The sequence below is a fragment of the Bradyrhizobium sp. ORS 375 genome, from assembly GCF_000239775.1.
In the GTDB taxonomy this organism is placed as follows: Bacteria; Pseudomonadota; Alphaproteobacteria; order Rhizobiales; family Xanthobacteraceae; genus Bradyrhizobium.
Genome location: NZ_CAFI01000057.1, coordinates 13,620 through 39,067 on the forward strand (window position 1 = coordinate 13,620; position 25,448 = coordinate 39,067).

General features: G+C 66.7%; 22 protein-coding genes. 11 read left to right on the forward strand and 11 right to left on the reverse strand.

Annotated elements, in window-relative coordinates; translation table 11 throughout:
- Positions 1-19 precede the first annotated feature (19 nt).
- From BRAO375_RS04955 to BRAO375_RS04965, 3 genes are all read left to right on the forward strand, one after another.
- Positions 20-616 (forward strand): SCO family protein, encoded by a 597-nt coding sequence (locus BRAO375_RS04955; protein ID WP_009026355.1) that lies wholly within the window; start codon positions 20-22, stop codon positions 614-616.
- Positions 617-717: 101 nt separating this feature from the next.
- Entirely contained in the window at positions 718-1,626 is a 909-nt protein-coding gene (locus BRAO375_RS04960; RefSeq protein WP_009026356.1) for an ABC transporter substrate-binding protein, read from the forward strand.
- Between the two features lie 140 nt (positions 1,627-1,766).
- Positions 1,767-3,413 (forward strand): lysine--tRNA ligase, encoded by a 1,647-nt coding sequence (locus tag BRAO375_RS04965; RefSeq protein ID WP_009026357.1) that lies wholly within the window; start codon positions 1,767-1,769, stop codon positions 3,411-3,413.
- A 199-nt stretch (positions 3,414-3,612) separates the two neighbouring features.
- On the opposite strand, the gene BRAO375_RS04970 is transcribed toward BRAO375_RS04965, so the two are convergent.
- Positions 3,613-4,374 carry a carbonic anhydrase gene (locus tag BRAO375_RS04970; RefSeq protein ID WP_009026358.1) on the reverse strand — a complete coding sequence of 254 codons (762 nt, stop codon included), beginning with the start codon at positions 4,372-4,374 and terminating at the stop codon, positions 3,613-3,615.
- Between the two features lie 284 nt (positions 4,375-4,658).
- Here BRAO375_RS04970 and BRAO375_RS04975 point away from each other — a divergent pair, with 284 nt between their 5' ends.
- Positions 4,659-5,003: a DUF952 domain-containing protein gene (locus BRAO375_RS04975; RefSeq protein ID WP_009026359.1), complete on the forward strand. Its 345-nt coding sequence runs from the start codon at positions 4,659-4,661 to the stop codon at positions 5,001-5,003.
- Positions 5,000-6,094, forward strand: coding sequence for a quinone-dependent dihydroorotate dehydrogenase (locus tag BRAO375_RS04980; protein WP_009026360.1), 1,095 nt, complete (start codon positions 5,000-5,002; stop codon positions 6,092-6,094). Before BRAO375_RS04975 ends, BRAO375_RS04980 begins: the two co-directional genes overlap by 4 nt.
- Before the next feature lie 123 nt (positions 6,095-6,217).
- Here BRAO375_RS04980 and BRAO375_RS04985 read toward each other — a convergent pair whose 3' ends face one another.
- The 5 genes from BRAO375_RS04985 to BRAO375_RS05005 form a co-directional block, all read right to left on the reverse strand.
- Positions 6,218-7,522, reverse strand: coding sequence for an MATE family efflux transporter (locus tag BRAO375_RS04985; protein WP_009026361.1), 1,305 nt, complete (start codon positions 7,520-7,522; stop codon positions 6,218-6,220).
- Between the two features lie 143 nt (positions 7,523-7,665).
- Positions 7,666-8,400 (reverse strand): MBL fold metallo-hydrolase, encoded by a 735-nt coding sequence (locus BRAO375_RS04990; RefSeq protein ID WP_035638991.1) that lies wholly within the window; start codon positions 8,398-8,400, stop codon positions 7,666-7,668.
- A gap of 13 nt (positions 8,401-8,413) precedes the next feature.
- Positions 8,414-8,719, reverse strand: a complete 306-nt coding sequence (locus BRAO375_RS04995; RefSeq protein ID WP_009026363.1) for a DUF6460 domain-containing protein — start codon at positions 8,717-8,719, stop codon at positions 8,414-8,416.
- A gap of 271 nt (positions 8,720-8,990) precedes the next feature.
- Positions 8,991-10,862: an ATP-dependent DNA ligase gene (locus BRAO375_RS05000; RefSeq protein ID WP_009026364.1), complete on the reverse strand. Its 1,872-nt coding sequence runs from the start codon at positions 10,860-10,862 to the stop codon at positions 8,991-8,993.
- A complete protein-coding gene (locus BRAO375_RS05005) occupies positions 10,859-11,905 on the reverse strand; it encodes a ligase-associated DNA damage response exonuclease (protein WP_009026365.1) in 1,047 nt (348 codons plus the stop codon). The genes BRAO375_RS05000 and BRAO375_RS05005 overlap by 4 nt, the downstream gene beginning before the upstream one ends.
- Positions 11,906-12,017: 112 nt before the next feature.
- Here BRAO375_RS05005 and BRAO375_RS05010 point away from each other — a divergent pair, with 112 nt between their 5' ends.
- The 4 genes from BRAO375_RS05010 to pdeM all read left to right on the forward strand — a co-directional run bounded on the left by BRAO375_RS05010 (position 12,018) and on the right by pdeM (position 17,913).
- On the forward strand, positions 12,018-12,944 hold the full coding sequence (locus tag BRAO375_RS05010) for a class I SAM-dependent DNA methyltransferase (protein ID WP_009026366.1): 927 nt from the start codon (positions 12,018-12,020) through the stop codon (positions 12,942-12,944).
- A gap of 109 nt (positions 12,945-13,053) precedes the next feature.
- Entirely contained in the window at positions 13,054-14,283 is a 1,230-nt protein-coding gene (locus tag BRAO375_RS05015; protein WP_009026367.1) for an ABC transporter substrate-binding protein, read from the forward strand.
- A 284-nt stretch (positions 14,284-14,567) separates the two neighbouring features.
- Positions 14,568-17,108: a ligase-associated DNA damage response DEXH box helicase gene (locus BRAO375_RS05020; protein WP_009026368.1), complete on the forward strand. Its 2,541-nt coding sequence runs from the start codon at positions 14,568-14,570 to the stop codon at positions 17,106-17,108.
- Positions 17,109-17,226: 118 nt separating this feature from the next.
- Positions 17,227-17,913 carry a ligase-associated DNA damage response endonuclease PdeM gene (gene pdeM, locus BRAO375_RS05025; RefSeq protein ID WP_009026369.1) on the forward strand — a complete coding sequence of 229 codons (687 nt, stop codon included), beginning with the start codon at positions 17,227-17,229 and terminating at the stop codon, positions 17,911-17,913.
- A 299-nt stretch (positions 17,914-18,212) separates the two neighbouring features.
- Here the strand turns inward: pdeM and BRAO375_RS05030 are convergent, their stop codons facing one another.
- Positions 18,213-19,079 carry a LysR family transcriptional regulator gene (locus tag BRAO375_RS05030; RefSeq protein ID WP_009026370.1) on the reverse strand — a complete coding sequence of 289 codons (867 nt, stop codon included), beginning with the start codon at positions 19,077-19,079 and terminating at the stop codon, positions 18,213-18,215.
- A 98-nt stretch (positions 19,080-19,177) separates the two neighbouring features.
- Between BRAO375_RS05030 and BRAO375_RS05035 the strand changes: the two genes are divergently transcribed.
- Together BRAO375_RS05035 and BRAO375_RS05040 are read left to right on the forward strand one after the other, a co-directional pair.
- On the forward strand, positions 19,178-20,101 hold the full coding sequence (locus BRAO375_RS05035) for a DMT family transporter (RefSeq protein WP_009026371.1): 924 nt from the start codon (positions 19,178-19,180) through the stop codon (positions 20,099-20,101).
- Positions 20,098-20,859 (forward strand): MBL fold metallo-hydrolase, encoded by a 762-nt coding sequence (locus tag BRAO375_RS05040; RefSeq protein WP_009026372.1) that lies wholly within the window; start codon positions 20,098-20,100, stop codon positions 20,857-20,859. The genes BRAO375_RS05035 and BRAO375_RS05040 overlap by 4 nt, the downstream gene beginning before the upstream one ends.
- Positions 20,860-21,074: 215 nt before the next feature.
- On the opposite strand, the gene BRAO375_RS05045 is transcribed toward BRAO375_RS05040, so the two are convergent.
- From BRAO375_RS05045 to BRAO375_RS05060, 4 genes are all read right to left on the reverse strand, one after another.
- Positions 21,075-21,854, reverse strand: a complete 780-nt coding sequence (locus BRAO375_RS05045) for a TIGR02186 family protein (RefSeq protein WP_009026373.1) — start codon at positions 21,852-21,854, stop codon at positions 21,075-21,077.
- Positions 21,851-22,777, reverse strand: coding sequence for a sulfite exporter TauE/SafE family protein (locus BRAO375_RS05050; protein WP_009026374.1), 927 nt, complete (start codon positions 22,775-22,777; stop codon positions 21,851-21,853). Before BRAO375_RS05050 ends, BRAO375_RS05045 begins: the two co-directional genes overlap by 4 nt.
- Before the next feature lie 136 nt (positions 22,778-22,913).
- Positions 22,914-23,741 (reverse strand): COG3904 family protein, encoded by an 828-nt coding sequence (locus tag BRAO375_RS05055; RefSeq protein WP_009026375.1) that lies wholly within the window; start codon positions 23,739-23,741, stop codon positions 22,914-22,916.
- A gap of 156 nt (positions 23,742-23,897) precedes the next feature.
- Positions 23,898-25,448, reverse strand: a 1,551-nt coding sequence (locus BRAO375_RS05060) for a tetratricopeptide repeat protein (RefSeq protein WP_035638997.1), incomplete at its 5' end; no start/stop codon positions are given.

The following is a 25,448-nucleotide window of genomic DNA, read 5'->3' on the forward strand; positions in this document are numbered from 1 at the left end:
CAGAGATAAGGAATACGGCATGCCCGCCAATGCCACCCGTCCGCTGGTGATCGTCGGAGCCTTTGCGGCCAGCCTGGTGATCGGCCTGTCGCTGATGTTCCTGATCATGGGCGGCGGCGGCCGCAACATCGCCGCGCCAGCCGCGATCGGCGGGCCGTTCCAGCTCACCGACCAGACCGGCGCCGTCGTCACCGAGAAAAGCCTCGAGGGCCGGCCGAGCCTGATCTTCTTCGGCTTCACCCATTGCCCCGACGTCTGCCCGACCTCGCTGTTCGAGATCTCCGAGGTGCTGCGCGCGATGGGCAAGGACGCCGACGGCGTGAACGCCTACTTCATCTCGGTCGATCCCGAGCGCGACAATCCGGCGACGATGAAGGACTATCTCGCGAGCTTCGATCCGCGCCTCAAGGGCCTGACCGGCGATCCCGAGGTGCTGGCCAAGGTGCTCACCGAGTACCGGGTCTACGCCAAGAAGGTTCCGCTCAAGGACGGCGACTACACCATGGACCACACCGCGCTGGTCTATCTGATGGACCGCAACGGCAAGTTCGTTGCGCCTTTCAACCTGAAGCGGACACCTGAGGAAGCCGCGGCGGACCTGAAGAAATACCTCTGAGCGCATTAACGCTTAGCCCGAGGCGGCGACCAGGCAGCGCACTCCAGCCTCGAATTTGCGCCGGGATGGTCTATAAGGCGCGCTAACCCTCGGGACCGCTGATGCCGACCGCCCTGTCACCACGCCTCCGATTGATCCGCCCGGCACGCGCCGCGCTTACGGCCGCGCTGCTTACCGTGGGCTTGGCTGCCGCCGGTTCGGACGCGCGCGCCCAGGCGCCGGTCAGGCCCGCCGTCGAGGCGGCGCCGCAGGCCGTTCCCGGCTTCTGGGATCCGCGCCGCCGCCCCGAGCGGCCCGATCTGTCGCGCCTAACGGTGATTCGCTTCCTGACCGAGACCGACTATCCGCCGTTCAACTTCACCGGCCCGGACGGCAATCCCGCCGGCTTCAACGTCGACCTGGCGCGGGCGCTCTGCGACGAGATCAAGGTCACCTGCACCGTCCAGATGCGCCGTTTCGAGACCCTGATCGACGCGCTGACCTCGAACCGCGGCGATGCGATCATCGCCTCGATGGCGGTGACGCCGCAGATGCGGGCGCGGCTGGATTTCTCCGACCCCTATTACCGGGCGCCGGCGCGCTTCGTGTCGCGCCGCGACGCGGTCATGGCCGAGATCCGCCCCGAGCTGCTGGAGGGGAAGAAGATCGGCGCGGTCGCCGGCACCGCTCATGAGGCCTACCTCAAGGCGATGTTCACCGACGCCGAGATCAAGCCCTATCCCAACGACGACGCGCTGCGCCAGGCGCTGCGCCGGGCCGAGGTCGACCTGATCTTCGGCGACGGCATTTCGCTCGCGTTCTGGGTCAACGGGACTGATTCAGCCGATTGCTGCGCGTTTTCCGGTGGACCTTTCGTCGAAAGCCGCTATTTCGGCGAGGGCGTCGGGATCGGGGTTCGCAAGGGCAACGATCTCTTGCGCCAGGCCCTGAACTGGGCGCTGTTCCGGGTTTGGGAAAAAGGCCGCTACACCGACCTGTGGCTGCGCTATTTCTCGATCAGCCCGTTCTAGCGTTTGCGGTCGTTCCGGGGCGCGTCGAAGACGCGAACCCGGAATCTCGAGATTCCGGGTTCGATGCTTCGCATCGCCCCGGAATGACGCGTATCATGACCGCTGTTTGCACTGACGTCTTCGGAGAAGTCTTTTTCACAATGTCCACGATCGATCTCGTCCTGCCCAGCCCGAGCGACCTGCGCGCGCTCGCCGAGAACTCCAATGCCTGGCCGTTCGAGCAGGCGAAGGCGATCGTCAACCGGCTGAAGAAAACCCCGAAGGACGAGGTGCTGTTCGAGACCGGTTACGGCCCGTCCGGCCTGCCGCATATCGGTACCTTCGGCGAGGTTGCGCGCACCACGATGGTGCGCCACGCCTTCCGCGTGCTGACCGAGGACAAGATCAAGACGCGGCTGATCGCGTTCTCCGACGACATGGACGGCCTGCGCAAGGTGCCGGACAACGTGCCGAACAAGGAGATGCTGGCGAGCCATCTCGGCAAGCCGCTGTCGCGCATCCCCGATCCATTTTCCAATGAGTATCCGTCGTTCGCCGCGCACAACAATGCCCGGCTGCGCGCCTTCCTCGACAGATTCGGCTTCGAGTACGAATTCGCCTCCTCGACCGACTACTACACTTCCGGCAAGTTCGACGCGGCGCTGTTGCGCATGCTGGAGCGGCTGGAGAAGGTCATGGCGATCATGCTGCCGTCGCTCCGCGAGGAGCGCGCGGCGAGCTACTCGCCGTTTCTCCCGATCTGCCCGCGCACCGGACTCGTGCTGTACGTGCCGATCGTCGAGCACGACGCCAAGGCCGGCACGATCTCCTATGACGATCCCGAGACCAAGGAGCGCGTGACCGTTCCGGTCACCGGCGGCCATTGCAAGCTGCAATGGAAGCCGGACTGGGCGATGCGCTGGTTCGCGCTCGGCGTCGACTATGAAATGGCCGGCAAGGACCTGATCGATTCGGTCAAGCTGTCGGGCAAGATCTGCGCGGCGCTCGGCGGCACGCCGCCGGAGGGCTTCAACTACGAGCTGTTCCTCGACGAGAAGGGCCAGAAGATCTCGAAGTCGAAGGGCAACGGCCTGACCATCGACGAGTGGCTGCGCTACGCTTCGCCGGAATCGCTGTCGCTGTTCATGTATCGCGAGCCCAAGGCGGCGAAGCGGATGTATTTCGACGTCATCCCGCGCAACGTCGACGACTATCAGCAGTTCCTCGAGGGTTTTCCCAGGCAGGACGCCAAGCAGCAGCTCGGCAATCCCGTCTGGCACATTCATTCCGGCCAGCCGCCGAAGGCCGACATGCCGGTGACCTTCCAGCTGCTGCTGACGCTGGTGTCATCGTCGAACGCGGAGAATGCCGAGACCTTGTGGGGCTTCATCGGCCGCTACCGCCCGGGCGTGACGCCGCAGACGCATCCCAAGCTCGACGCGATGGTCGGCTACGCCATCAACTACTATCGCGACTTCGTCGCGCCGACCAAGACGTTCCGCGAACCGACCGAGGGCGAGCGCGTCGCGCTGCAGGACCTGCGCGATGCGCTGTCCAACCTGCCTGCGGAGGCCTCGGCCGAGGACATCCAGAACGTGGTCTACGAGATCGGCCGCCGCGAGCCGTTCCTCGACCACGTCAAGAAGGGCAAGGACGGCCGGCCCGGCGTGTCGCTCGACTGGTTCAACATGCTCTACCAGGTGCTGCTCGGCCAGGAGAAGGGCCCGCGGTTCGGCTCCTTCGTGGCCGTGTACGGCATCAGCAATGCCGTGGCGATGATCGACGGCGCGCTGGCGCGTAGCGCGTAAGGCCCGCGCTGGTCATCACACAAACGGTGTCGTCCCGGCCTTGAGCCGGGACCCATAACCACCGGCTCAAGTTTGGCGGAAGATCTTTGCCACCGTCCAAACCAATCAGCATTCCGCGGTTTGGGTCCCGGCTCAAGGCCGGGACGACCGCGGAGTGCTGGGTGGCTGCCTCGAGCTGAAGTAGCTGAAGCCGGGCGAACTACACGCCCTGCAGAACGAAGCGGCGGTCGAGCTTTTGCACCGGACGGGCGTTCATCGGATACAGCTTGGCGAATTTCGCGACATCGGCTTCCGCCACCTGGATCGGGTCGCTCAACAGCAGCCACTCCACCACCTCGGAGCAGGGCGGCGTCGTCAGCGAGCCGGCGTAGCGATAGTAGGAGCGCCGGTTCGGCAGCATCATGTTGGGATTGATGCGTGGATCGGCCTTGACCGCGGGACCTTCCTTGTCCGGCATCGTCGCCACGATCTGCGAGAAGGTGGCATTCGGACGGCCGGTGGTCATGAGCACGCCGAGCACCGCCAGGCCGCCGGAGGCGGCGCGGTGGACGAAATGCGCCTCCATCGGATAGTTCTTGCCGCCGATCTGGTGCTCGCTCGGCCGATGGAAATGCACCTGCAGCAGCTTGTAGTTGGTATCGCCGAGCTTGAGCGTGCCGCTGCCGTCGGCGAAGTTGAGCTGGATCGTGTGACCGTTGTTGACGATGGTATCGGCGGTCTTGCCCCAGGAGAGCTTGAAGTCGGGCAGCCGGGTTCGCATCGGGTTCTCGATGTCGATCGGCGATTGCTGGTTGCCGACGCTGCACACCTTGTTGGCGGCGTCGAGGTCGCCCCACTTGGCCGGTCCGGTGGCGCCTTCATAGCTCCAATGCGGCGCGCCTTCGGCGGCGAAGCCCGGCTGGGCGCAGACGGGACAGAGGGCGAGCCCCGCAAGGGCCTTCAAAACGTTGCGGCGGTCCATGGCAATCTCCAAAGGTCACGTGTGATGCAGGCAAACAATGCGGCCCATCAGCGCCGGAGGCGCGAGGCGAATCGCGACGCTGAGGAAAGCCCAATTCCGTTAATCCTTACTGAGGGAGCCTGCTGCATCCAGGAAAACCTGTGGTGAAGCGGGACAACCAGTGCGGGTTCCGGCGCAACCGCCGCCGGGCACACGAGGCTTGAGTTCAAAGCCCCCTGCCGATACGGTCCACGGCATCCCGAAAACGTCAGCAAACTCAAGCTCGAAACCAGGACCGCGCGAAGGTGCCCAAAATCTACAAAATCTGCTCCGCTTCGGCCTGGCGCGAGGCTGAGCGGCAGGGCGTGTATCGCGGCAGCGCCGACGATCTGCGCGACGGCTTCATCCATTTTTCCACCGCGTCACAGGTGGTGGAAACCGCCCGGAAGCATTTCTTCGGGCAGAGCGCGCTGTTCCTGGTCGAGGTCGAGGCGGACGCGCTGGGCAACGGGCTGCGCTGGGAGCGTTCGCGCAACGATGAGCTGTTCCCGCATCTCTATGGCGAGCTCGATCTCGGCGCCGTCACCGCCGTTCACCAGATGCACAGCCGTGCCGATGGCGGCCACGACATCCCGGAACTTCAGCCGTGATCCGCGCCTTCGATCAGCTCTCGCTGCCGTTGCTCCGCTGGCTCGACGCCGAGGATGCGCACCGGCTCGCGATCCAGGGCCTGAAGCTCTTGCCCGCCGTCAAGCCGCGGGCGGACGACGCCAAGCTCGCAGTCCGCGCCTTCGGTCTCAACTTCCCCAATCCGGTCGGCATGGCCGCCGGCTTCGACAAGAATGCCGAGGTGCCCGATGCGCTGCTGCGGCTCGGCTTTGGCTTCGTCGAGATCGGCTCAGTCACCCCCAGGCCGCAGAGCGGCAACCCGCGGCCGCGCCTGTTCCGCCTCGAACGCGATGAGGCCGTGATCAACCGCATGGGCTTCAACAATGACGGCGCCGAGATCGTGCTGCGCCGGCTTGCCGGGCGCGCGAGCCAGGGTGGCATCGTCGGCGTCAATGTCGGGGCCAACAAGGATTCTGCCGATCGCGTCGCCGACTACGTCCGCCTGATCGAGACCTTCGCGCCGGTCGCGAGCTATTTCACCGTCAACATCTCCTCGCCGAACACGCCCGGCTTGCGCAATCTGCAGCAGGCCTCCCAGCTCGACGAGCTCCTGTCCAAGGTGCTGGAGGCGCGCGACCGCGTCCGGCGCAAGGCGGGCGACACCCCGGTGCTGCTCAAGATCGCGCCCGATCTCAGCCTCGCCGAGCTCGACGACGTCGTCCACGTCGCGCGCTCGCGGGGCGTCGACGGCATGATCGTGTCGAACACGACGCTCGCGCGTCCCAACAGTCTGCGCGAGCAGCTGCGCGCCAAGGAGCAGGGCGGCCTCTCGGGTCGGCCGCTGTTCCGGCTGTCGACCCGCATGGTCGCCGAGACCTTCGTGCGCGTCGAGGGCGCCTTTCCGCTGATCGGCGTCGGCGGCATCGATACCGGCGGCGCCGCCCTGACCAAGATCCGCGCCGGCGCCAGCCTGATCCAGCTGTACTCCTCGCTTGTCTATAAGGGCCTCGGCCTGGTGGAGAGCATCAAGGCCGATCTGACCTCGACCTTGCTGCGCACGGGCCGCGAATCCCTGTCCGAGATCGTCGGCGCCGATGCGGCGACCATCACGGCCGAGGATTGGCCGGTTTAGTTCATCTGCCCTGCATTCTCCTGTCATCCCCGCGCAGGCGGGGATCCAGTACGCCGCGGCGGCGGTTGTTGACTCGAGACGGCACGGCGTACTGGATCATCCGCTTTCGCGGATGCTGACAGCTTAACTTGTCGGTAGAGCCGGGCTCTTCCCGAACGACATCCTCAGCAGCGCCGGATAGCGTGCGGCCTGGAAGCCGCCGCGGACGGCGTAGAAGCTGAGCAGGGCAATCCATAGGCCGGTGTTGCCGAAATTGCGCAGCGCCAGCCAGACGCCGAGGAAGACGGTCAGCGCGGCGATCATCAGATTGCGCATGTCGCGCGCCCAGGTGGCGCCGATATAGACGCCGTCGAACGCGAACGCGAACACCGACAGCAGCGGCGAGGCCACGACGAACGGCAGGTAGTCGCGCGCCGCGCTGCGCACAGCAGGGCTCGCCGTCATCACGTCGATCAGGTCAGGTCCAAACAGCACGAAGATCGCGGCGACGCCGATGGCGAAGCCGAAGCCCCAGCCGAGCACCAGCCTTGTGGCGCCGGCGAAGGCGCCTCGGCTGCGGGCGCCGAACGCGTAGCCGCACAGCTGCTCGGCGGCATTGGCGAGCCCGTCGAGGAAAAACGCGGCCACCAGCAGAAAATTGTTCAGCACGGCGTTGGCCGCGAGTGTGGTGTCGCCGGCGCGCGCGCCTTGCGAGGTGAAGAACAGGAAGGCGACGATCATTGCCGCGGTGCGGATCATGATGTCGCGGTTCACGGCCATCATGTGCATCAGCTTGGCGCGATCGAGCAGCAGCGGCAGCGACAGGCCGCTCGTGGTCTCGACAAGGCGGCGCGCCAGCAGGAGGCCGATCGCGACACCGACGGCTTCTGCGATCAGGGCGGCGATCGCTGCGCCGGCAATGCCTGCCTCCAGCACCTGCACCAGCAGGATGGTCGCCGCCATGTTGATCAGATTGATCGCGACCTGAACGCCAAGCGCCAGCCTTGCACGGGCCAAGCCGACCAGCCAGCCAAGCAGCACGTAGTTCGCGAGCGCGAACGGCGCCGACCAGATCCGCACCGTGAAATAGGTCCGGGCCGCGCCGAGTACGGCGTCGCTGCCGCCCATGAGCGCAAAAATGCCGGCGGCCAGCGGCAGCTGCAGGATGATCAACGCAACGCCGATCAGTGCGGCCAGCGCCAACCCGCGGATCAGCACCATCCGTATCTCGTCCGTCTCGCCGGCGCCGAGCGATTGCGCGGTGAAGGCGAGCGTGCTGGCCCGCAGGAAGGCGAACAGCCAGAACAGGCAGTCGAAGATGACCGAGGCCATCGCGACGCCACCGAGCATCGCGGCCTCGCCGAGCCGGCCGATCGCGGTGGTCGAGACGATGCCGATCAGCGGCGTCGTCAGGTTGGCGATCATCGCCGGACCTGCGATGCTGAACACCTGCGCGGTCGTGACAGCCGGCGCTTTCGGTCCCGGTGAATGCAATGGAATGCTCGCCCGCTCTGCCGGTCCGATCCGGCGCGCTGCTGCGGCGGATTCAGTCCCGGTCTGCGCTGAACATAGCGGCCATGCCGGGTATGAAGCTATAGATCAATCATCATACCGTCATGCGCCGCCGCATGTGGCAGGGTCGCCGCTCGCCGCAGCATGTCTTCGCTCATGTGGGTGAGCACCAGCCGCTTCGGCCTGATCTCGCCGAGATGCGCTTCGAGCGCGGCGAGGCTGAGATGGTTCTTCACGGGTTTGTCGAACGTGTAAGCCTCGGCGATGAACAGGTCGGCATCGCGGCCGAGCGGGATCAGGCGATCTGTCCATTCGGTGTCGGCCGTGTACGCGACGATCTTGCCCTCGGCTTCGATCCGGTAGCCGAGAAATGGCCCGCCCGAGTTGCCGTGCACGACCGCGAACGGCGTCACGCTGACCTCCCCGAAACGCGTCGTCTCCTCGGGCACCAGCTCGATCACCGACAGCTCGAACTTGCGCGGCGTTGTCGACGAATGCTCGAACAGTGCCTCCATCACCTGCGTCAGCCGGGCCGCGATGCCCGCCGGGCCGGCGATCACCAGCGGCCGTGTCCGCCGCGAGAACTGCGCGTCGAGCAGCAGAAAGGGCAGCCCCGCGAAATGATCGCCGTGGAAATGCGTGATCAGGATCAGGTCGACATCGTTGCACGCGATGCCGAGCTGTTTCAGCGCCGGCAGCGACGAGGCACCGCAGTCGATCAGCAAGTTGAAGTGCGCCCCCGTGACATGGAAGCAGGTGTTGAATCTGCCGCCGGACCCGAACGCGTCACCGCAGCCGACGAAGCGGAGCTGCATCGGCTGGGTCCTCTCATCGCCCGCGCGGGGCAAACAGCCGCGACAGGAACCAGACCGGGATCACGATCACGGCGCCGAGCAGGAAGTAGCGCCACAGCCAGTTGAAGGCGTCGAAGCCGAGCTCGTAGAGACGGATGAACAGCAGCCGGATGCTGTAGAGGATGTTCAGCGGATCGAAGCCGATCGCCGACAGCACCACGCCGACCAGGATCGACAGCAGGATCAGCCGGAACGCCACCGCGACGGGCGAGCCGCCGAGAAACCGATACAGACCATCCGAGCTGCGGGCGCGGGGATAGTCCCTGATGTCGTTCGACATGTCATCGTCTCCAGGCGGGTTCTTCGGATTCGCGAGGCCGACTATAAAGCACGGCAGGGCAGGTGGGGAACCCGGCTCGGCGCCGCAAGCGGGTTACTGGCATTTAATGTTCCGGCGCTGCCGATGCTTTGCTGCGTGTCGATTCCATCTACCGTCGTGATGGCCGGGCTTGACCCGGCCATCCATCGTCCTGAGCGGGATGCCCGGGTCAAGCCCGGGCATGACGAGTCTTAGATCGTCAAGCACCTTGAGCCGAAGAAGCAAGCTCTCGTCACCCCGCCGCCTCGCTCTTCAGCATGCGCTCCAGCGTCTCCAGTCGGTCGGCGTCGCGCGGCGGCTTGTCCCAGCGCAGGCGGTTGATGCGCGGGAAGCGCATCGCAATACCGGATTTGTGCCGCGGCGATTTCTGCAGACCTTCGAACGCGACCTCCAGCACCAGCCCCTGCTCGGGCTCGTGCACGACGTGGCGGACGGGGCCGAATTTTTCCGTGGTGTTGCGGCGGACGAAGCGATCGATCTGCAGCAGCTCCTCGTCGGTGAAGCCGAAATACGCCTTGCCGACCGGCACGAGTTGATCGCCGGCCTCACCCGCCGTCCACACACCGAACGTGTAGTCGGAATAGTAGGACGAGCGCTTGCCGTGGCCGCGCTGCGCATACATCAGCACCGCGTCGATGATATGCGGGTCGTGCTTCCACTTCCACCATTGCCCCTTCGGCCGACCCGGCAGATACAGCGCGTCGCGCCGCTTCAGCATGACGCCCTCCACCGCTTCGGCGTCATCGCCGGCACCGGCCGAGGCGGGATTGGCGCGGGCAGCCCTCAGCTCGTCCCAGGTGGCGAAAGCAATTGTAGGCGACAGGTCGACCCGCGGATCGTCCAGGCGCTGGATGAACCCCTCAAGCTTCGCGCGCCGCTCTTCAAACGGCAGCTCACGCAGATCGCTTTCTTCGTCGCCGAGCAGGTCGTAGGCGCGCAGGTGGATCGGATATTCCTTCATCAGCTTCGGCGACACCGTTTTGCGGTTCAGCCGCTGCTGCAGCACGTTGAAGCTCTGCACGCGGTGATCGCGCACCACCAGCAGCTCGCCATCGAGCGCGCCCGGCAGATGCAGCGAGGGCAACAGGTCGGGGAAGCTTGCGGTGATGTCCTCGCCGCTGCGCGAATACAGCCGTGTCACCATGCGGCCATCGGCCTCGCGGCCGCTCACCGCCTGCACGCGGATGCCGTCCCATTTCCATTCAGCGATGTAGTCGGTCGCATCCATGTTGGCGAAGTCGCTATCCTCGACGGCATGCGCCAGCATGACGGGCCGGAACGGCGCCGGATCGCGATTGACCGGCTTGTCGCCGCGGCCTTCAAGCCAGGCGAACAGGTCGAGGTAAGGTGGCGCGAGGCCCGGCCAGATCAGCTCGACCTCGTGCGGGTCCTTGTCGCCGAGCGCCGCGGCGGCGGTCTTGGCGAGGCGCGCGGAGATGCCGATGCGAAGTGCGCCGGTGACGAGCTTCAGCAGCGCCCAGCGCCCGGTCTCGTCGAGCTCGTCGAGCCAGCGCGCGAGCTGCTTCGGCATCTCGGTCTTGCCGAGCGTGCGGAGGGTGATGACGACCTCGGTGAGCGTCGGCGGGGGTGGGTTGTTGTGGCCCGACGGGGGCTGGTTTGAGAGACCATCCGTGGGGGACCCCCCTCCCTGACCCTCCCCCACAAGGGGGGAGGGAACGGTGAGAGCCGGGTGCTCGGATGGAAGAACGCTCGTGCTGTATGTCGTCGATGTCGCCTGAAGTGCCAGCTCCGCACGCAACTGCGCTTCCTCCCCCCTTGTGGGGGAGGGATGGGGAGGGGGGTGCCCGGATACGAGCTGCTGATGAGGAGCCCCCCTCGGCCACATCAGCGCGACGGTCTCTGAGAGATCGCCGACATAATCATACGACAGCGCGAACAGCACCGGATCGGTGCGGGCAGCGATGAGGTCGCGGATCAGCGCCGGCTTGGCGTGCTTGAACGACAGCGCGCCGGTCAGCGCGCCCAATGCGTAGCCGCGGTCGGGGTCCTCGACCTCGCGGAAGTACGACGTCAGCAGGCGCAGCTTGTTGTTGCGGCCGGGCTCATAGGCGAGGCGGTCGAGCAGCTCGGCGAAGCGGTTCATGCCTCGGACTCCTCCGTGGCCGCCACCTCGCTCTCCTCCTCGTCGCCATAGCCGACGAGATCGAGCGGCCGCGCCGCAAGCCCCTTGCTCTGGCACCAATGCACCAGCGCATCCTCCTGGCCGTGCGTCACCCACACCTCGCCGGCGCCGGTCGCCGCGATGGTCGCGGTGAGCCCGTCCCAGTCGGCATGATCCGATATCACCAGCGGCAGCTCGACGCCGCGCTGTCGCGCCCGGGCGCGCACCCGCATCCAGCCCGAGGCGAAGGCGGTGACCGGATCGGGAAAGCGTCGCGTCCACAGATCGGAGGTCGCGCTCGGCGGCGCCAGGGTGATGGTGCCGGCGAGCTCGGCCTTCTTGACGCCCTTCACCGGCCGCAGCTCGCCGAGCGGGATGCCTTTCTCCTGATAGTAGCGCGTGATCTTCTCCATCGCGCCATGCAGGTAGATCGGCTGATCGTAGCCGGCCTCGCGGATCAGCGCGATGACGCGCTGCGCCTTGCCGAGCGAGTAGGCGCCGACAAGATGCGCGCGGTCGGGAAACAGCGCCACCGAGGCCAGCAGCTTGTTCACTTCCAGCGCCGTATCGCCGTGGCGGAACACGGGCAGGCCGAACGTCGCCTCGGTGATGAAGACGTCGCATTGCACCAGCTCGAACGGCGCGCAGGTCGGATCGCGCGCATCCTTGTAGTCGCCGGACGCGACGATGCAGGTGCCGCCGGAGGACACTTTGATCTGCGCCGAGCCCAACACGTGTCCGGCGGGATGAAAGCTCACAGTGACGTCGCCGAGCTTGATCTCCTCGCCATAGCGGATCGCCTGCGTGGTACCGGCAAAATTCTCGCCATAGCGCAGCCGCATGATGTCCAGCGTTTCCTGCGTCGCGAGTACGGCGCCGTGGCCGGCGCGCGCGTGGTCGGAATGGCCATGCGTGATCAGCGCCCGCTCGACCGGGCGGACGGGATCGATATGGAAGCCGCCGGACTTGCAGCACAGGCCGGAGGGAACGGGCAGCAGGATGTCTTGAGGACGCATGGGGGTCATATAGGTCTCGCGATGGAAAATTCAGCCGGTCCCACGCTCCGCTCGTCATGCGCGGGCTTGACCCGCGCATCCATCTCCTGGAATGACAGCCCGCCCAGACCACGGTTCCAGCATGCCCCACCGTTTCTTCCTCTCCTCCGGCGACCTGATCGCCGACCGCCGCTACGAGTTCGCCCGCGACCTGCGATTGAAGGGCGATCTGGCGGCGGCTGCCGAGGTGATGGAGCAGGCCATCGAGGTCGCGCCGAACTTCGCCTCGGCATGGTTCGAGCTGGGACAGATCAGGATCGCGCTCGGCGAAACCGACAAGGCGGTCGCCGCGTTCCAGAACGCGCGGGCCGCGGATCCGGATGACCGGCACGGCGCCGGCGTACGGCTGATGCAGCTCGGCGCCGCGCCGCTCACCGACATGCCGAAGGCCTATGTGCAGTCGCTGTTCGATCAATATGCGCCGCGGTTCGAGGCCGAGCTGATCGAGCGGCTCAACTACCGGGCGCCGAACATCCTGTTCAAGGCAGTGCTCGCGGTCCGCGCGGCCGAGAGGAAGCCGGCTTTTTTCAAGCGTGCGATCGATCTCGGCTGCGGCACCGGCCTCGGCGCGGCGGCATTTGCTGGGAACGTCGACAGCTTCATCGGCATCGACCTGTCCGCGGGCATGATCGCCGAGGCGCGCGCCACCGGGCTCTACGCCGCGCTCGAGGTCGATGACATGACGGCCGGCCTGCAACGGCAGCCGGACGCGTCAACCGACCTCGTGCTCGCCGCCGACGCGATGGTCTATGTCGGCGATCTCGCGCCGGTGATCGCCGAGGCGCATCGTGTCCTGATGCCGGGCGGGCTGCTGGCCTTCACCGTCGAGACGCATGACGGCGACGGGGTGATCATGGGCAAGGGGCTGCGCTATGCCCACGGCGCGGAATATGTCCGCGGCATCATCGCCTCGGCCGGATTGCAGCTCAAGCATCTCGAACCGGCCTCGCCGCGCACCGAAGATCAAGCCCCGGTCCGTGGACTTGCGGTGGTCGCCGCCCGGACTTGAGTCTACACGCTATTGAATGCGCTGCACGCGGCGCTCAATGCGGCAACTTCGCTCTTGCCGCGCGTCTCCCGATGCCAAAAAATGCCGGTCGTCTAGGGAGAGACAACAAATGAAAAAGACTCTGACGCGGCGCGATTTCTGCGCCACCGCGCTCGCGACCATCGGTGCCTCGACCATCGCCTCGCCTTACGTCTGGGCGGCCGAGAAGAAATATGACGCCGGCGCCAGCGACACCGAGATCAAGATCGGCCAGACCATTCCGCATTCCGGACCCGGCTCGCTCTATGGCGTGCTCGGCCGTGTCGGCGAAGCCTATTTCCAGATGCTCAACGAGCAGGGCGGCATCAACGGACGCAAGGTCAAGTTCCTGACGATGGACGATGCCTATAGCGCGCCGAAATGCGTCGAGGCGACGCGGCGCCTGGTCGAGCAGGACGAGGTGCTGGCGCTGTATGGATCGCTCGGCACCGCGCCGCAGACCGCCGTGCACAAATACCTCAACTCCAAGGGCGTGCCGCAGCTGCTGCTCAACACCGGCGCCTCGAAGTGGAACGATCCGAAGAACTACAAATGGACCATGGCCGGCCTGCCGCTATATCCGACCGAGGCGCGAATCCTCGCCAAGCACGTGCTGAGCGTGAAGCCGGAAGCCAAGATCGGCATCCTCTATCAGAACGACGATTTCGGCCGCGACTTCTTAGGTCCGTTCAAGAAGGTGCTGGCGGACGCCGGCGGCAAGGCCCAGGTGATCATGGAGCAGACCTATGATCTCACCGAGCCGACGGTCGACTCGCAGCTGATCAATCTGTCGAAGTCGGGCGCCGACGTGTTCTACAACATCACCACCGGCAAGGCGACGTCGCAGTCGATCCGGAAAGTGGCCGAGCTCGGCTGGAAGCCGCTGCAGCTGCTGTCGGCCGGCTCGACAGGGCGCTCGATCCTCTCGGCCGCCGGACTCGAGAACGCCAAGGACATCGTCGCCATCCGCTACTCGAAGGATGCCGGCGTGCCGCAATGGAAGGACGATCCGGATGTGAAGGGTTTCGAGGCCTTGCGCGCGAAGTATCTGCCCAACATCGATCCCGACAACACCATCGCCTATGCGGGCTACGGCCAGGCGGTGTCGATGGGCGAGATCCTGCGCCGCTGCGGCGACACGCTGACCCGCGAGAACGTGCTCAAGCACGCCACCACCTTGGCCGGCTTCCACTCGCCGTTCTTCCTCAACGGCGTCAACTACGCCTACACGCCGGACGACTACACGCCGATGAAGACGCTCTACATCTCGATCTTCGACGGCAAGGACTGGAGCATCTCCGAGAAGCCGATGACGGAGTAGGGGGCTTCCTCCCGTTGGATGATGACACCGGAGATGTGGCTGCACTCTCCGGTGTCGTCCCTGCGAACGCAGGGACCCATACCGCGGAATCTATCGTTGAGGCATAACTGCCAGTCATCGTCTCAGCGCGGCCGGTGGTTATGGGTCCCTGCGTTCGCAGGGACGACAGCGGTGTTTGAGGAGGCGCTGATGCCCCCCCCCCGTCCCTCGGGGGCGATAGCCATTGCCGCTGAGGCAGCCATCCCGCCCTCGACGAAGGGCGACCGACTGCCTACCTTCCCCCGGTGCCGCCCCGCATTCGACCAGTCCCGGCTGACGACAGCCCCGCGCTGCCCGACCATTTCACGCGATGGTTCGCCGCGCGCGGCTGGGCGCCGCGTGCGCATCAGCTGGCGCTGCTGGACAAGGCGCGTGCGCAGCGCTCCGCGCTGCTGATCGCGCCGACCGGAGCCGGCAAGACGCTGGCAGGGTTCCTGCCGACTCTGGTCGAGCTGGACGAGAAGCCAGCCGCGCGATCTCTCGCCCGCCCCGCCGGCCTGCACACGCTCTACATCTCTCCGCTGAAGGCGCTCGCGGTCGACATCGCGCGCAATCTGGACGCGCCGATCTCGGAGATGGGGCTGCCGATCAAGGTCGAGACCCGCACCGGCGACACGCCGGCCTCGCGCAAGCAGCGGCAGCGGCGTTATCCGCCGGACATCCTGCTGACGACGCCCGAGCAGCTCGCGCTGCTGCTGTCGTCCGCCGACGCGCCGTTCCTGTTCTCTTCGCTCAAGCGCGTCGTGCTCGACGAGCTGCATGCGCTGGTGACCTCCAAGCGCGGCGATCTCCTGTCGCTCGGGCTGGCGCGGCTGTGGCGGCTCGCGCCCGGGATGCGGATGATCGGCCTCTCCGCGACGGTGGCCGAGCCCGAGCAGCTGGCCCGCTTCCTGATGCCGCAGCCCGAGGGCGCCGTGGCCGCGGCCGACATCGTCCTGGCCGGCGGCGCGGCGCAGCCCGTCGTGGAGATGCTCGACACGAGCGAGCGGCTGCCCTGGGCCGGCCACACCGCGCGGCATGCGCTGGCCGAGATGTACGAGCTCATCAAGACCAACAAGACCACGCTGGTGTTCGTCAACACCCGCAGCCAGGCCGAGATGCTGTTCCAGGATTTCTGGCGCATCAACGACGACAACCTCGCCATCGCCCTGCATCACGGCTCGCTCGATGTTGCCCAGCGCCGCAAGGTCGAGGACGCGATGGCGGCCGGCAAATTGCGCGGCGTGGTCTGCACTTCCTCGCTCGACCTCGGCGTCGACTGGGGCGACGTCGATCTCGTCATCAATGTTGGCGCGCCCAAGGGCTGCTCGCGGCTGATGCAGCGCATCGGCCGCGCCAACCACCGGCTCGACGAAGCCTCACGCGCGGTGCTGGTGCCGGCCAATCGCTTCGAGGTGCTGGAATGCTCGGTCGCGATCGACGCGATCGCCGACAATGCGCAGGACACGCCGCCGCTGCGCACCGGCGCGCTCGATGTGCTGGCGCAGCACGTGCTCGGCTGCGCCTGTGGCGATCCGTTCCTCAGCGATCAGCTCTACGCGGAGGTGATCACCGCCGCCCCTTATGCGCAGCTGTCGCGCAGCGATTTCGACGACGTCGTCGACTTCGTTGCGTCGGGCGGCTACGCGCTGAAGACCTATGAGCGCTTCGCGCGCATCAAGCAGGATGCGAAAGGCGCCTGGCGCGTCGCCAACCCGAAGGTGCGGCAGACCTACCGCTTGAACGTCGGCACCATCGTCGAGGAGGCAATGCTCAAGGTGCGCCTGGTGCGTTCGCGCAGCGGCGCCAAGGGGGGCACCACCGGCGCAATCGCGCGCGGCGGCCGGCTGCTCGGCGAGATCGAGGAGTATTTCATCGAGGGTCTGACGCCCGGCGACACTTTCGTGTTCGGCGGCGAGATCGTGCGCTACGAGGCGCTCGCCGAGGATCAGGTCTATGTGTCGCGCGCCAACGACGCCGATCCAAAAGTGCCGTCCTACATGGGCGGCAAGTTTCCGCTCTCGACCTATCTCGCCGAGCGCGTCCGTGGCCTGCTCGACGATACCAGGGCATGGATGCAATTGCCGGAGCAGGTGCGCGACTGGCTGGCGCTGCAGGAAGACGTGTCGCGCATTCCGGCGCGGCGCGAGCTGCTGGTCGAGACGTTTCCGCGTTCCAACAAGCACTATCTCGTCTGCTATCCGTTCGAGGGCCGGCTCGCGCATCAGACGCTCGGCATGCTGCTGACGCGGCGGCTGGAGCGCGCCCGCGCCCGGCCGCTCGGCTTCGTCGCCAATGAATATGCGCTCGCGGTGTGGGGCCTCGGCGACATGTCGCATATGGTGAGCCAAGGCCGGCTCGATCTCGCCTCGCTGTTCGATCCGGACATGCTCGGCGACGATCTCGAGGCGTGGCTCGCGGAATCCGCATTGATGAAGCGCACGTTCCGGTCCTGCGCCATCATCTCCGGGCTGATCCCGCGCCGCTTCACCGGCGAGGAGAAGAGCCGCCGCCAGGTGCTGTTCTCGACCGATCTCGTCTACGACGTGCTGCGCCGGCATCAGCCCGATCACATGCTGTTGCGCGCCGCGCGCGCCGATGCCGCCACCGGCCTGCTCGATCTGCGCCGCCTCGGTGATATGCTGACGCGAATCGAGGGCCGAATCACCCATCGCCCGCTCGATCGCGTCTCGCCTCTGGCGGTGCCGGTGATGCTGGAAATCGGCCGGGAATCGGTCTATGGCGAGGCCGCCGACGAGCTCCTGGCGGAAGCCGCCGAGGAACTCGTGAAGGAGGCGATGGGGTAGCGAATGATCCGGAAAAGTGGGAACCGGTTTTCCGAAAAGATCATGCGCAAACAAAGGGATCAGATCATGATGCGATTCTGTGGAATCGTATCATGATCGAGCGAAAGGCGAGGCGGAGTTGCGGGGGACGACATTCTCCTCATCGGGCACGATGGAGATCGCGGGCATCACGCTGCGCGCCGATCTGTCGGGCGCCTTGATCTGGGACGAGCAGCGCCTGCTCGTCGTCTCCGACCTGCATCTGGAAAAGGGTTCGAGCTACGCCTCGCGCGGCACGCTGCTGCCGCCGTTCGATACGGTGGCGACTCTGCGCCGGCTCGAAGCGGTGATCGCGCACTATGATCCGCGCACCGTGGTCGCGCTCGGCGACAGCTTCCATGACCGCGACGCGCATACCCGCCTCACCGGCGACGACCGCGCCTGCATCGCCAACCTGCAGGTCGGCCGCGACTGGATCTGGATCACCGGCAACCACGATCCCGCGCCGTACGGCATCGGCGGCGATGTCGCCGATGAGATCACGATTCATGCGGTGACGTTCCGCCACGAGCCGACCGGGGCGCACGGCGAGATCGCCGGCCATCTGCATCCCAAGGCGCGCGTCGCGACGCGGGCGCGCACCCTCGAGCGCCGCTGCTTCGTCTCCGATGGCGAGCGCGCGGTGATGCCGGCCTTCGGCGCCTATGCCGGCGGCCTGAGCGTGCGCGACGCGGCGTTCGCGAAGCTGTTCCCGAAGCGCGCGTTCGTTGCGCATGTGCTCGGCGACACAAGGCTGCACAGCATCGCTGCGGCAAGGTGTTATTAGTTCGATCGAGGATCGATCGCTCGAGACGATCAACGCGTCTGGACCTCGATTGTACCCTCTCTCGCACGGGCGCTGACGCTCTCTGATGTGCTTGCCCTGTTCTCACATCGTCATGGCCGGGCTTGACCCGGCCATCCATCTTCTTTCGAGAAAGGATGGATGCCCGGGTCAAGCCCGGGCATGACGGAGTAACTCATCAACAGGGGCGCCCGTGGCGTCGGCTCATCGCGCCGTAGGAGCGGTAGGAGATGGCTCCTTCCAGCGCTCGCGAGCGGGAACACGCTATCTTTCGCAATCGGCTACGCCGCCTTCGCCTGCACCTTCTCGCAGAACTCCGCCAGCCGGTCGGCCAGCCGCAGCGTCGCCGGGCTTGCGGCCGGCGAGGCAACGAGGGCGACCTCGGTGCGGTCGATCGGCGCGAAGCCCTCGCGGGCCGTGAGCACGCGATGGTCCGCCTGCACCGCCATCTCCGAGAGGATGCTCAGCCCCATGCCGGCCGCGACCGCGGCCTGGATGCCGGCGAGGCTCGACGACGTGTAGGCCATGTGCCAGGCGCGCCCGTTGCTTTCCAGCGCATGGATCGCCCGGCTGCGATACAGGCAGCCGAGCGGAAAGCCGATCAGCGGCAGCGAGGTGCTGTTGAGGTTGACCGGGTGGCTCTTGCTCGTCACCCAATAGACCTGCTCGGGCCAGGCGGCGATCGCCGCCCTGGTGTCGTCGACGCCGCGCTTGAGCAGCGCGAGATCGAGATCGCCGCGCTCGATGTCGCGCTTCAGGTTCAGGCTCTGATCGGCGCGCACGTCGAGTCTCAGATCGGGATGCGCGCGCGAGAACGCCGCGAGCAGCTTTGCGAGCCGGTAGGCGGCGAAATCCTCGGGAATGCCGAGCTTCACCGCGCCGGCAGGGCCGGGCCTCGCCACCACGTCGCGCGCTTCTTCCGCGAGCGTCAGCAGGCGGCGGGCGTAGGACAGCAGCCGCTCGCCGGCTTCGGTCGGCGTCACCTCGCGGCCGTCACGGTTGAGCAGTGTCTGGCCGAGATCGTCCTCCAGCCGCCGGATCTGCTGGCTGACGGTCGATTGCGTGCGGTGGACGCGCTCGCCCGCCCGGGTGAAGCCGCCGGCCTCGACCACCGAGACGAAGCTGCGCAACAGCTCCAGATCGAGCATCGGGAACCTCCATTCGAAATTCCACTGAGTTTCAGTCTATCATTTAATTTCCAAATGGGAAAGAACAGCCCTACATCGAGCGGCAGAGGAGACCGCCGATGTCGTCCGTTTCATCTCCGGCTGCCGTGACCCCGATGAAGTCGAACCTGCTGCCGCTGGAAATCGGCCTGTTCTGCCTGCTGTGGAGCTTCGCCTTCGTCGCCGGCAAGATCGGCGTCACGTATTGCCCGCCGCTGCTGCTGCTCGCCGCGCGGTTCTCGCTCGCCGGCGTCCTGATCCTGGTGGTTCCGGCTGTGAGAGGCGAGCTGCGCATGAGCTGGCGCGATGCGGCCGTGTTCGCCATCATCGGCATCGCCAACAACGCGCTCTATCTCGGCCTTGGCTACACCGGCCTGCAGACCGTGTCGGCCGGGCTCGGTGGCCTGATCGTCTCGGCCAATCCGGTATTCACCGCCGTGTTTGCCGCGCTGCTGCTCGGCGAGCCGCTGACCCTGCGCAAGGTCGCGGGCCTTGTGCTCGGCACGATCGGCGTCGCGATGATCGTCTGGCACCGCATGTCAGTCGGCACCGATCATCTCCAGGGCATTCTCTACACGCTCGCAGCTCTCGCTTCGATCGTCACCGGCACCATCCTGTTCAAGCAGCTGGCGCCGAACGGCAGCCTGTGGGTCGGTAACGGCATCCAGAACCTCTCGGCCGGGCTCGTGCTGTGGCCTGTGGCCTTGGACATCTCGAGCGTCCACGACGTCGTGCCGAATGCGCAGCTGATCGGCGCGTTCGCCTTCCTCGTGCTCGGCGGCTCGATCCTGGCCTATGTGCTCTGGTTCCATCTCCTTAAAGTGTGTGGCGCGACCGCGGCCAGCGCCTATCACTTTGTGATGCCGCCGCTGGCGATGATCTTCGCCTTCCTTGTGCTGGGCGAGCATGTCGCGCTGCAGGACCTGCTCGGCGTCATCCCCGTCGCCATCGGCATCTATCTGGTCACGCGCGCACCCGCGCGGAGCTTGGGAGCATCAGCATGAATGTTGCGATCACCTTGATCGGCGGCCCGACCGCCTTGATCGAAATCGACGGTTTCCGCCTGCTGACCGATCCGACCTTTGATGAGCCGGGCCAGTATGAGCTGCCGCATGTCGTGCTCGAGAAGCTGACCGCGCCGGCGCTCAAAGCCGATGCGATCGGCGCGATCGATGCGGTGCTGCTCAGCCATGATCAGCACGCCGACAATCTCGATCATGGCGGCCGGAGCTTTCTGAGCCGCGCGCCGCGCGTGCTGACGACGGAAGCCGGCGCCAGGCGGCTCGGAGGGACGGCCGAGGGTCTTGCGCCCTGGCAAACCACCGAGCTGCGCGCGCGAGGCCGGACGCTGACGGTCACCGCCACGCCGGCGCGTCATGGCCCGGCCGGCATCGAGCCGCTCTCGGGCGACGTCATCGGCTTCGTCCTGCAGCCGCAGCAAGGCACGCCGATCTATGTGAGCGGCGACACCGTGTTTTATGACGGCGTTGCCGAGGTGGCGCGGCGGTTCAAGCCGGGCGTGGTGCTGCCCTTCGCCGGGGCGGCGCAGACGCGCGGGCCGTTTCATTTGACCATGGACACCAACGACACGGTCGAGACGGCGCGGGTGTTTGCCGAGGCCCTGATCGTGCCGGTCCACACCGACGGCTGGGCGCATTTCCGCCAGAGCGCGCAAGACCTGCGCAAGACGTTCGATGCGCTCGGCTACGGTTCGCGGCTGCGGCTGCTGGAGCCGGGCGTGAGGGCGGAGCTCGCGGGCTGATCTCGCCGTGGCGGATGAGTGAGACGAGCGTTTGATGCCGGCGGCTCGAGCTCTCACTGTCTCCACCGCCGTCATGCTCCGCGAAAGCGGAGCATCCAGTACTCCGCGGCGGCCGATATTGAATCGCGCTGTCACGGCGTACTGGATCGCCTGCGCGGACGATGACAGTGGGGTCTGCACGTCCATACGACGCGACCGAGATTAGCAGCGGTGGGCTAGTCGCGCCGGAACACGATCGAGGCCATCCATCCCGTCATCAGCGCCATCGCGGTCGTGACGAGGCCGTAGACGAACCCGTTCTGTCGCGCCGAGCTCGCCACGAACTGCTCGAAGCCGATCTTGACGATTTCGAATGCGGTCTCGGTCTTGGTGACGAAGGCGCCGTCGGCAAGCAGCTTGATCTCGACCTCATAGGTGCCGATCGGCACTGCGGCAGGCAGCGGGATGCCGGTGCGGAACAAGGTGGGAGTCAGGAACGTCACCGCCGACGTGTCCTCGCGATACAGGCCGTGCTGCGACTGCAATCGCACGAAGGCGCTGCGGAACACGTCGTTGGGCACCACGTCGGCATAGTCCGGACCGACGCGCTGCGTCAGCAGCACGTTGTTGAGCCCGAGCTGCTGCCGCCGCTGCACCTCGGCCGCGGCCATGGCATCGAACGGCCGGTTAGCGAACAGCGCGAGATAGCCGGGGACTTTCAGGAACTGGCGGGAGTCGGTGTTGATCCAGATGCCGAATTTGCGCTCCTTGCGCCGCGTCACCATGTCGGCGCGCGGCCCGCGCACGGTGACGACGAGATCATAGGCCGTGCGTGTCGGCGGTGTCTGCGCGTCCTTCTCCACCGACCCGAACAGCACCAGCTCCTCGCCGGCATAGTTCGGCGTCACCGTGACGCGGTGATTGGAGACCGAGACGATCAGTCGCTCGGCTTGCGCCGGCGCCATGCCTGCCACGCCAAGCAGCAGGAGCGCGCCGATCAGGCGAAGCGGCGTCATCGGCCCACCTCGGTCTCGCGGATCGTGAACAGGTCCTCGGGCCGGATCACCAGCTCGATGGCAAAGCGGATGCCGACCGCGAGGATCAGCAGTCCGAGCAGCAGCCGCAGCTGCTCGCCGCGGATCATCTGCCCGGCGCGGGCGCCGAACTGCGCCCCGGTGACGCCGCCGACCATCAGGATCAGCGCCAGCACCGCGTCGACCAGATGATTGCTCATTGCATGCAGCATGGTCGCGATCATCATGGTGGCGAGCGTCAGCACCATCGAGGTGCCGATCACCGTCGAGGTCGGCACGCGCAGCAGGTAGATCAGCAGCGGCACCAGGATGAAGCCGCCGCCGATGCCCATCACGGCGCCGAGAAAGCCGATCAGGAGGCCGATGCCGACCACGGGAATGACCGAGACGTAGATCTTGGAGCGCTTGAAGCGCATTTTCAGCGGGAGGCCATGGACCCAGACATGGCTGCCGGGACGGCGCACCGTGGCAACCGCGCCCTGTCGGGCCCGCATCATCGCGCGCAGGCCCTCCCAGAACATCACGCCGCCGACGCTCGTGAGCAGGACGACATAGGACAGCGCGATCATCAGGTCGAGCTGGCCGAGCGAGCGCAGCAAAGTGAAGGTGGAGACGCCGAGCGCGGTGCCGAGCGCGCCGCCGATCATCAGCACCGAGGCCAGCGACGGATCGATGGCGCGCCGCCGCCAGTACGACAGCGCGCCGGAGAACGAGGAGGCGGCGATGTGGCTGGAGACCGAGGCGACCGCGACCGCCGGCGTGATGCCGACGAAGATCAGCAGCGGGGTCATCAGGAAGCCGCCGCCGATCCCGAACATGCCGGAGACGAAGCCAACCGCCGCACCCATCGCCAGCAGCAGGAAGATGTTGACCGGGAGGTCGGCGATCGGGAGATAGATCTGCATCCGCGCGGCCCTGCGAGCGTTCAACCGGAGCATCCCGCGCATGCGAAGCAGGTGCTTCGGTCCTGCATAAACGAAAACCGTGGCCGAAGGGACCAGAGATTGCCGTTCGCGCCGTGTGATCTGCCGATCGAACCGATCAGAGCGGCTTGAGCGGCGCCGTGACCAGCTTCATCGCCTCAGCCTCCTGCGGCTCCAGCCAGCGGATGTTGCGGGTTTCGGACATGGCTTCGATGACCTGCGACGAGACGCCCATCCGGGTCACATAGCCGAGGATCGCGCCGGTGACGCGCTGGGTGTCCGCGACCGCGTCCTCGCCCTCGGCCTTCGAGGTGAAGCGGTGGACGCCAAGCGCCGAGCCGTCGAGGCCGTAGCGGGTCTGGCCGCCGGCAAAGGTGAAGACGCAGGCGCTGGCGCAGAAGCCGGGACGGATACGATCATTCTTGTCGACCACGCCGACGGCGGTGGCGAGGCCGTGGGCGCGAATGATCTCGCCCATCAGGACGCCCTGCTCGAGATTGCCGCCGGGCGAGGACAACAGAACCACATCGCCGCGCTTCAGGCGGGCCTCGTCGATCCGCTCGCGCAGCCAGACCGCTGCCGCCGGGCCGATCTGACCGCTCACGGCCAGCACGGCACGATCCGTGCCGATCCCGCCGATCGCGGCATTCGCGACCAGAGTCGAGGAGAGGCTCGGCGAGACGTATTGATCCTTCCAGAACGACCAGGCATCGGGGCGCGACAGGTCGCGATAGGCGCGAATGCCTGCGCTGGCCAGGATCGCGAGGATGAAGATCACCGATGCCAGCCTGCGCCAGCGAAAATGGGCCGGATAACCGTCCGTCACCTGCTGCACGGGAGGGCGAGGCCGTGCGGTGAAATCCGGCTGCGTCCGGGGCATGATCCGGGGGCCGGTGGGCGAATGACGAAAGGACCCGCCGTTCTGCTGGCCTTGGTCGGATGTCACGTCACTTCACTCCCCACCACGCCGCAGGCCGTTGCGCATGCCCGCCGATCCCCCGGTATTGAGGCAGGAGACTATGGCGCGCAAGTGCCCGCAACCAAGAGGCGTCGTGGAGATATCGCAGCGGCTCGCGGCAGCGAGCCGTGCGAACTCATGGCATCAGCGCGGAGCTGTCGCCGCCGCCCGCTTGGCCAAGGCGGCCTTGGCTGCGGCGGCCTTGGCGATCGCCTGGTTGCCGTCCCAGCCCCCGTTGGGAGCCGGCACGTTGATGGCGTCGTCCGGCTGCGGCTCGACCGTGAAGGTCTGGATCGCAAGCTTGGCGGCGGCCAGCGACTGCGCATCGAGCCGCTTGGCGACGTCGTCGCGCTTCCGTCCAGCGTCGGCATCGCCCTGCGCGGCAGCCAGCGTGAACCATTTGTAGGACTCGGCGAGGTTCTGCTCCACGCCGATGCCGCGGGCATAGAGAATGCCGAGGTTGAACTGGCTGTCGGCGACGCCGCGCTCGGCAGCCTTGCGGAACCACTGCGACGCGCTCTTGTAGTTCGCACCCTTGCCGCCGCCATCCGCATCGAGCACGGCCAGATTGTGCATCGCCTTGGCGTTGCCGCGCTCGGCGGCGACGACATAATAGCGGCGCGCGATGTCGGCGTCCTTCTTCACGCCGAGACCCTTCTCGTAGAACGTGCCGAGACGGAATACGGCGGGGATCAGCCCGGCCTGGGCCGCGCGGTCATACCATTTCGCGGCTTCCTCGTAGTTCGGTGCGACGCCCTTGCCTTCGGCGAGACGGACCCCGACCTCGTAGGCCGCAGTCGGATCGCCCTTGAGGGCCGCATTGCGCAGGGCCGGGCCGCCGATGGCGTCGGGCAGCTTTTCGGACGCCGGCACCTGGACGAGACCGAGCTTCTGACCGTTCGCGGCCGTCGGGATCGTTCCGGTGATGTCGCCGGTCGCGGCCGCCTGCCGGTCTGCGTCCTGCGGGATGGCGAGCATCGCGATCGTCTCCGCCTCGGAAGGCATCGCCTTGTTGTAGGACTGACGATCGAGCGGGGTGGGCGAGGTCAGCGACGGCACGCTCTGGTCCGGCGTCGACGGCCGCGGCGCCAGGCTCGGCGAGGTCGACGGCATTTGCGTGCGCGGCGGCTCGCTTTGGCTTTCCATCGAGGTCACGGGCGGCGGCGTGCTGCCGGTGTCGAGCAGCGACATCGCGAACTTGAAGGTGCCGAGCACGATCACGACCACGCTGGCGCCGACCAGCAGCGAGCGGATCTTCGAGCCGATGGTCGAGACCTCCTCGTCGCCCTCGGCGGTGAGCGCGATGGTCGGTTTCTCCTTGACCTTCGCCTTCGCCGGCTCCTTGGGGATCTCCTTCGGTGGCTCCTTGGCCTTCTCCTTCGGCTTGTCCTTCTTCGCCTTCTTGGCATCGACCGGCTGGGCGGCCGCAGCAGCCTGCGCCGCACGGCGGGCGGCGGCGATGAAGCTCGATGTGGAGACGGGCTCGCGCTTGCCGGCCGGAAGCTCGCTCAGTGCATCCTCGGAGGCGGCGATCCGTTCGGCCGGAGATGCGGTCCGGCCCGGCGGACGGGTGCCCGGCTCGAGCGGATGATCCGGCGGCAGCTCGGGGACGATCGCCGCCGGACGCGGCGCCTGCGCCGCCTGGGCGGCGTGCGGCTCCAGGATCTCGGCGATCGCCTTCGGCGGGATCGGCGG

What these genes read in the sequence shown, in the direction of transcription:
- BRAO375_RS04955 (WP_009026355.1), top strand. Translation starts at nt 20, where the DNA reads ATGCCCGCCAATGCCACCCGTCCGCTGGTGATCGTCGGAGCCTTTGCG.
- BRAO375_RS04960 (WP_009026356.1), top strand. Translation starts at nt 718, where the DNA reads ATGCCGACCGCCCTGTCACCACGCCTCCGATTGATCCGCCCGGCACGC.
- BRAO375_RS04965 (WP_009026357.1), top strand. Translation starts at nt 1,767, where the DNA reads ATGTCCACGATCGATCTCGTCCTGCCCAGCCCGAGCGACCTGCGCGCG.
- BRAO375_RS04970 (WP_009026358.1), bottom strand. Translation starts at nt 4,374, where the DNA reads ATGGACCGCCGCAACGTTTTGAAGGCCCTTGCGGGGCTCGCCCTCTGT.
- BRAO375_RS04990 (WP_035638991.1), bottom strand. Translation starts at nt 8,400, where the DNA reads ATGCAGCTCCGCTTCGTCGGCTGCGGTGACGCGTTCGGGTCCGGCGGC.
- BRAO375_RS04995 (WP_009026363.1), bottom strand. Translation starts at nt 8,719, where the DNA reads ATGTCGAACGACATCAGGGACTATCCCCGCGCCCGCAGCTCGGATGGT.
- BRAO375_RS05000 (WP_009026364.1), bottom strand. Translation starts at nt 10,862, where the DNA reads ATGAACCGCTTCGCCGAGCTGCTCGACCGCCTCGCCTATGAGCCCGGC.
- BRAO375_RS05005 (WP_009026365.1), bottom strand. Translation starts at nt 11,905, where the DNA reads ATGACCCCCATGCGTCCTCAAGACATCCTGCTGCCCGTTCCCTCCGGC.
- BRAO375_RS05010 (WP_009026366.1), top strand. Translation starts at nt 12,018, where the DNA reads ATGCCCCACCGTTTCTTCCTCTCCTCCGGCGACCTGATCGCCGACCGC.
- BRAO375_RS05015 (WP_009026367.1), top strand. Translation starts at nt 13,054, where the DNA reads ATGAAAAAGACTCTGACGCGGCGCGATTTCTGCGCCACCGCGCTCGCG.
- BRAO375_RS05030 (WP_009026370.1), bottom strand. Translation starts at nt 19,079, where the DNA reads ATGCTCGATCTGGAGCTGTTGCGCAGCTTCGTCTCGGTGGTCGAGGCC.
- BRAO375_RS05035 (WP_009026371.1), top strand. Translation starts at nt 19,178, where the DNA reads ATGTCGTCCGTTTCATCTCCGGCTGCCGTGACCCCGATGAAGTCGAAC.
- BRAO375_RS05040 (WP_009026372.1), top strand. Translation starts at nt 20,098, where the DNA reads ATGAATGTTGCGATCACCTTGATCGGCGGCCCGACCGCCTTGATCGAA.
- BRAO375_RS05045 (WP_009026373.1), bottom strand. Translation starts at nt 21,854, where the DNA reads ATGACGCCGCTTCGCCTGATCGGCGCGCTCCTGCTGCTTGGCGTGGCA.
- BRAO375_RS05050 (WP_009026374.1), bottom strand. Translation starts at nt 22,777, where the DNA reads ATGCAGATCTATCTCCCGATCGCCGACCTCCCGGTCAACATCTTCCTG.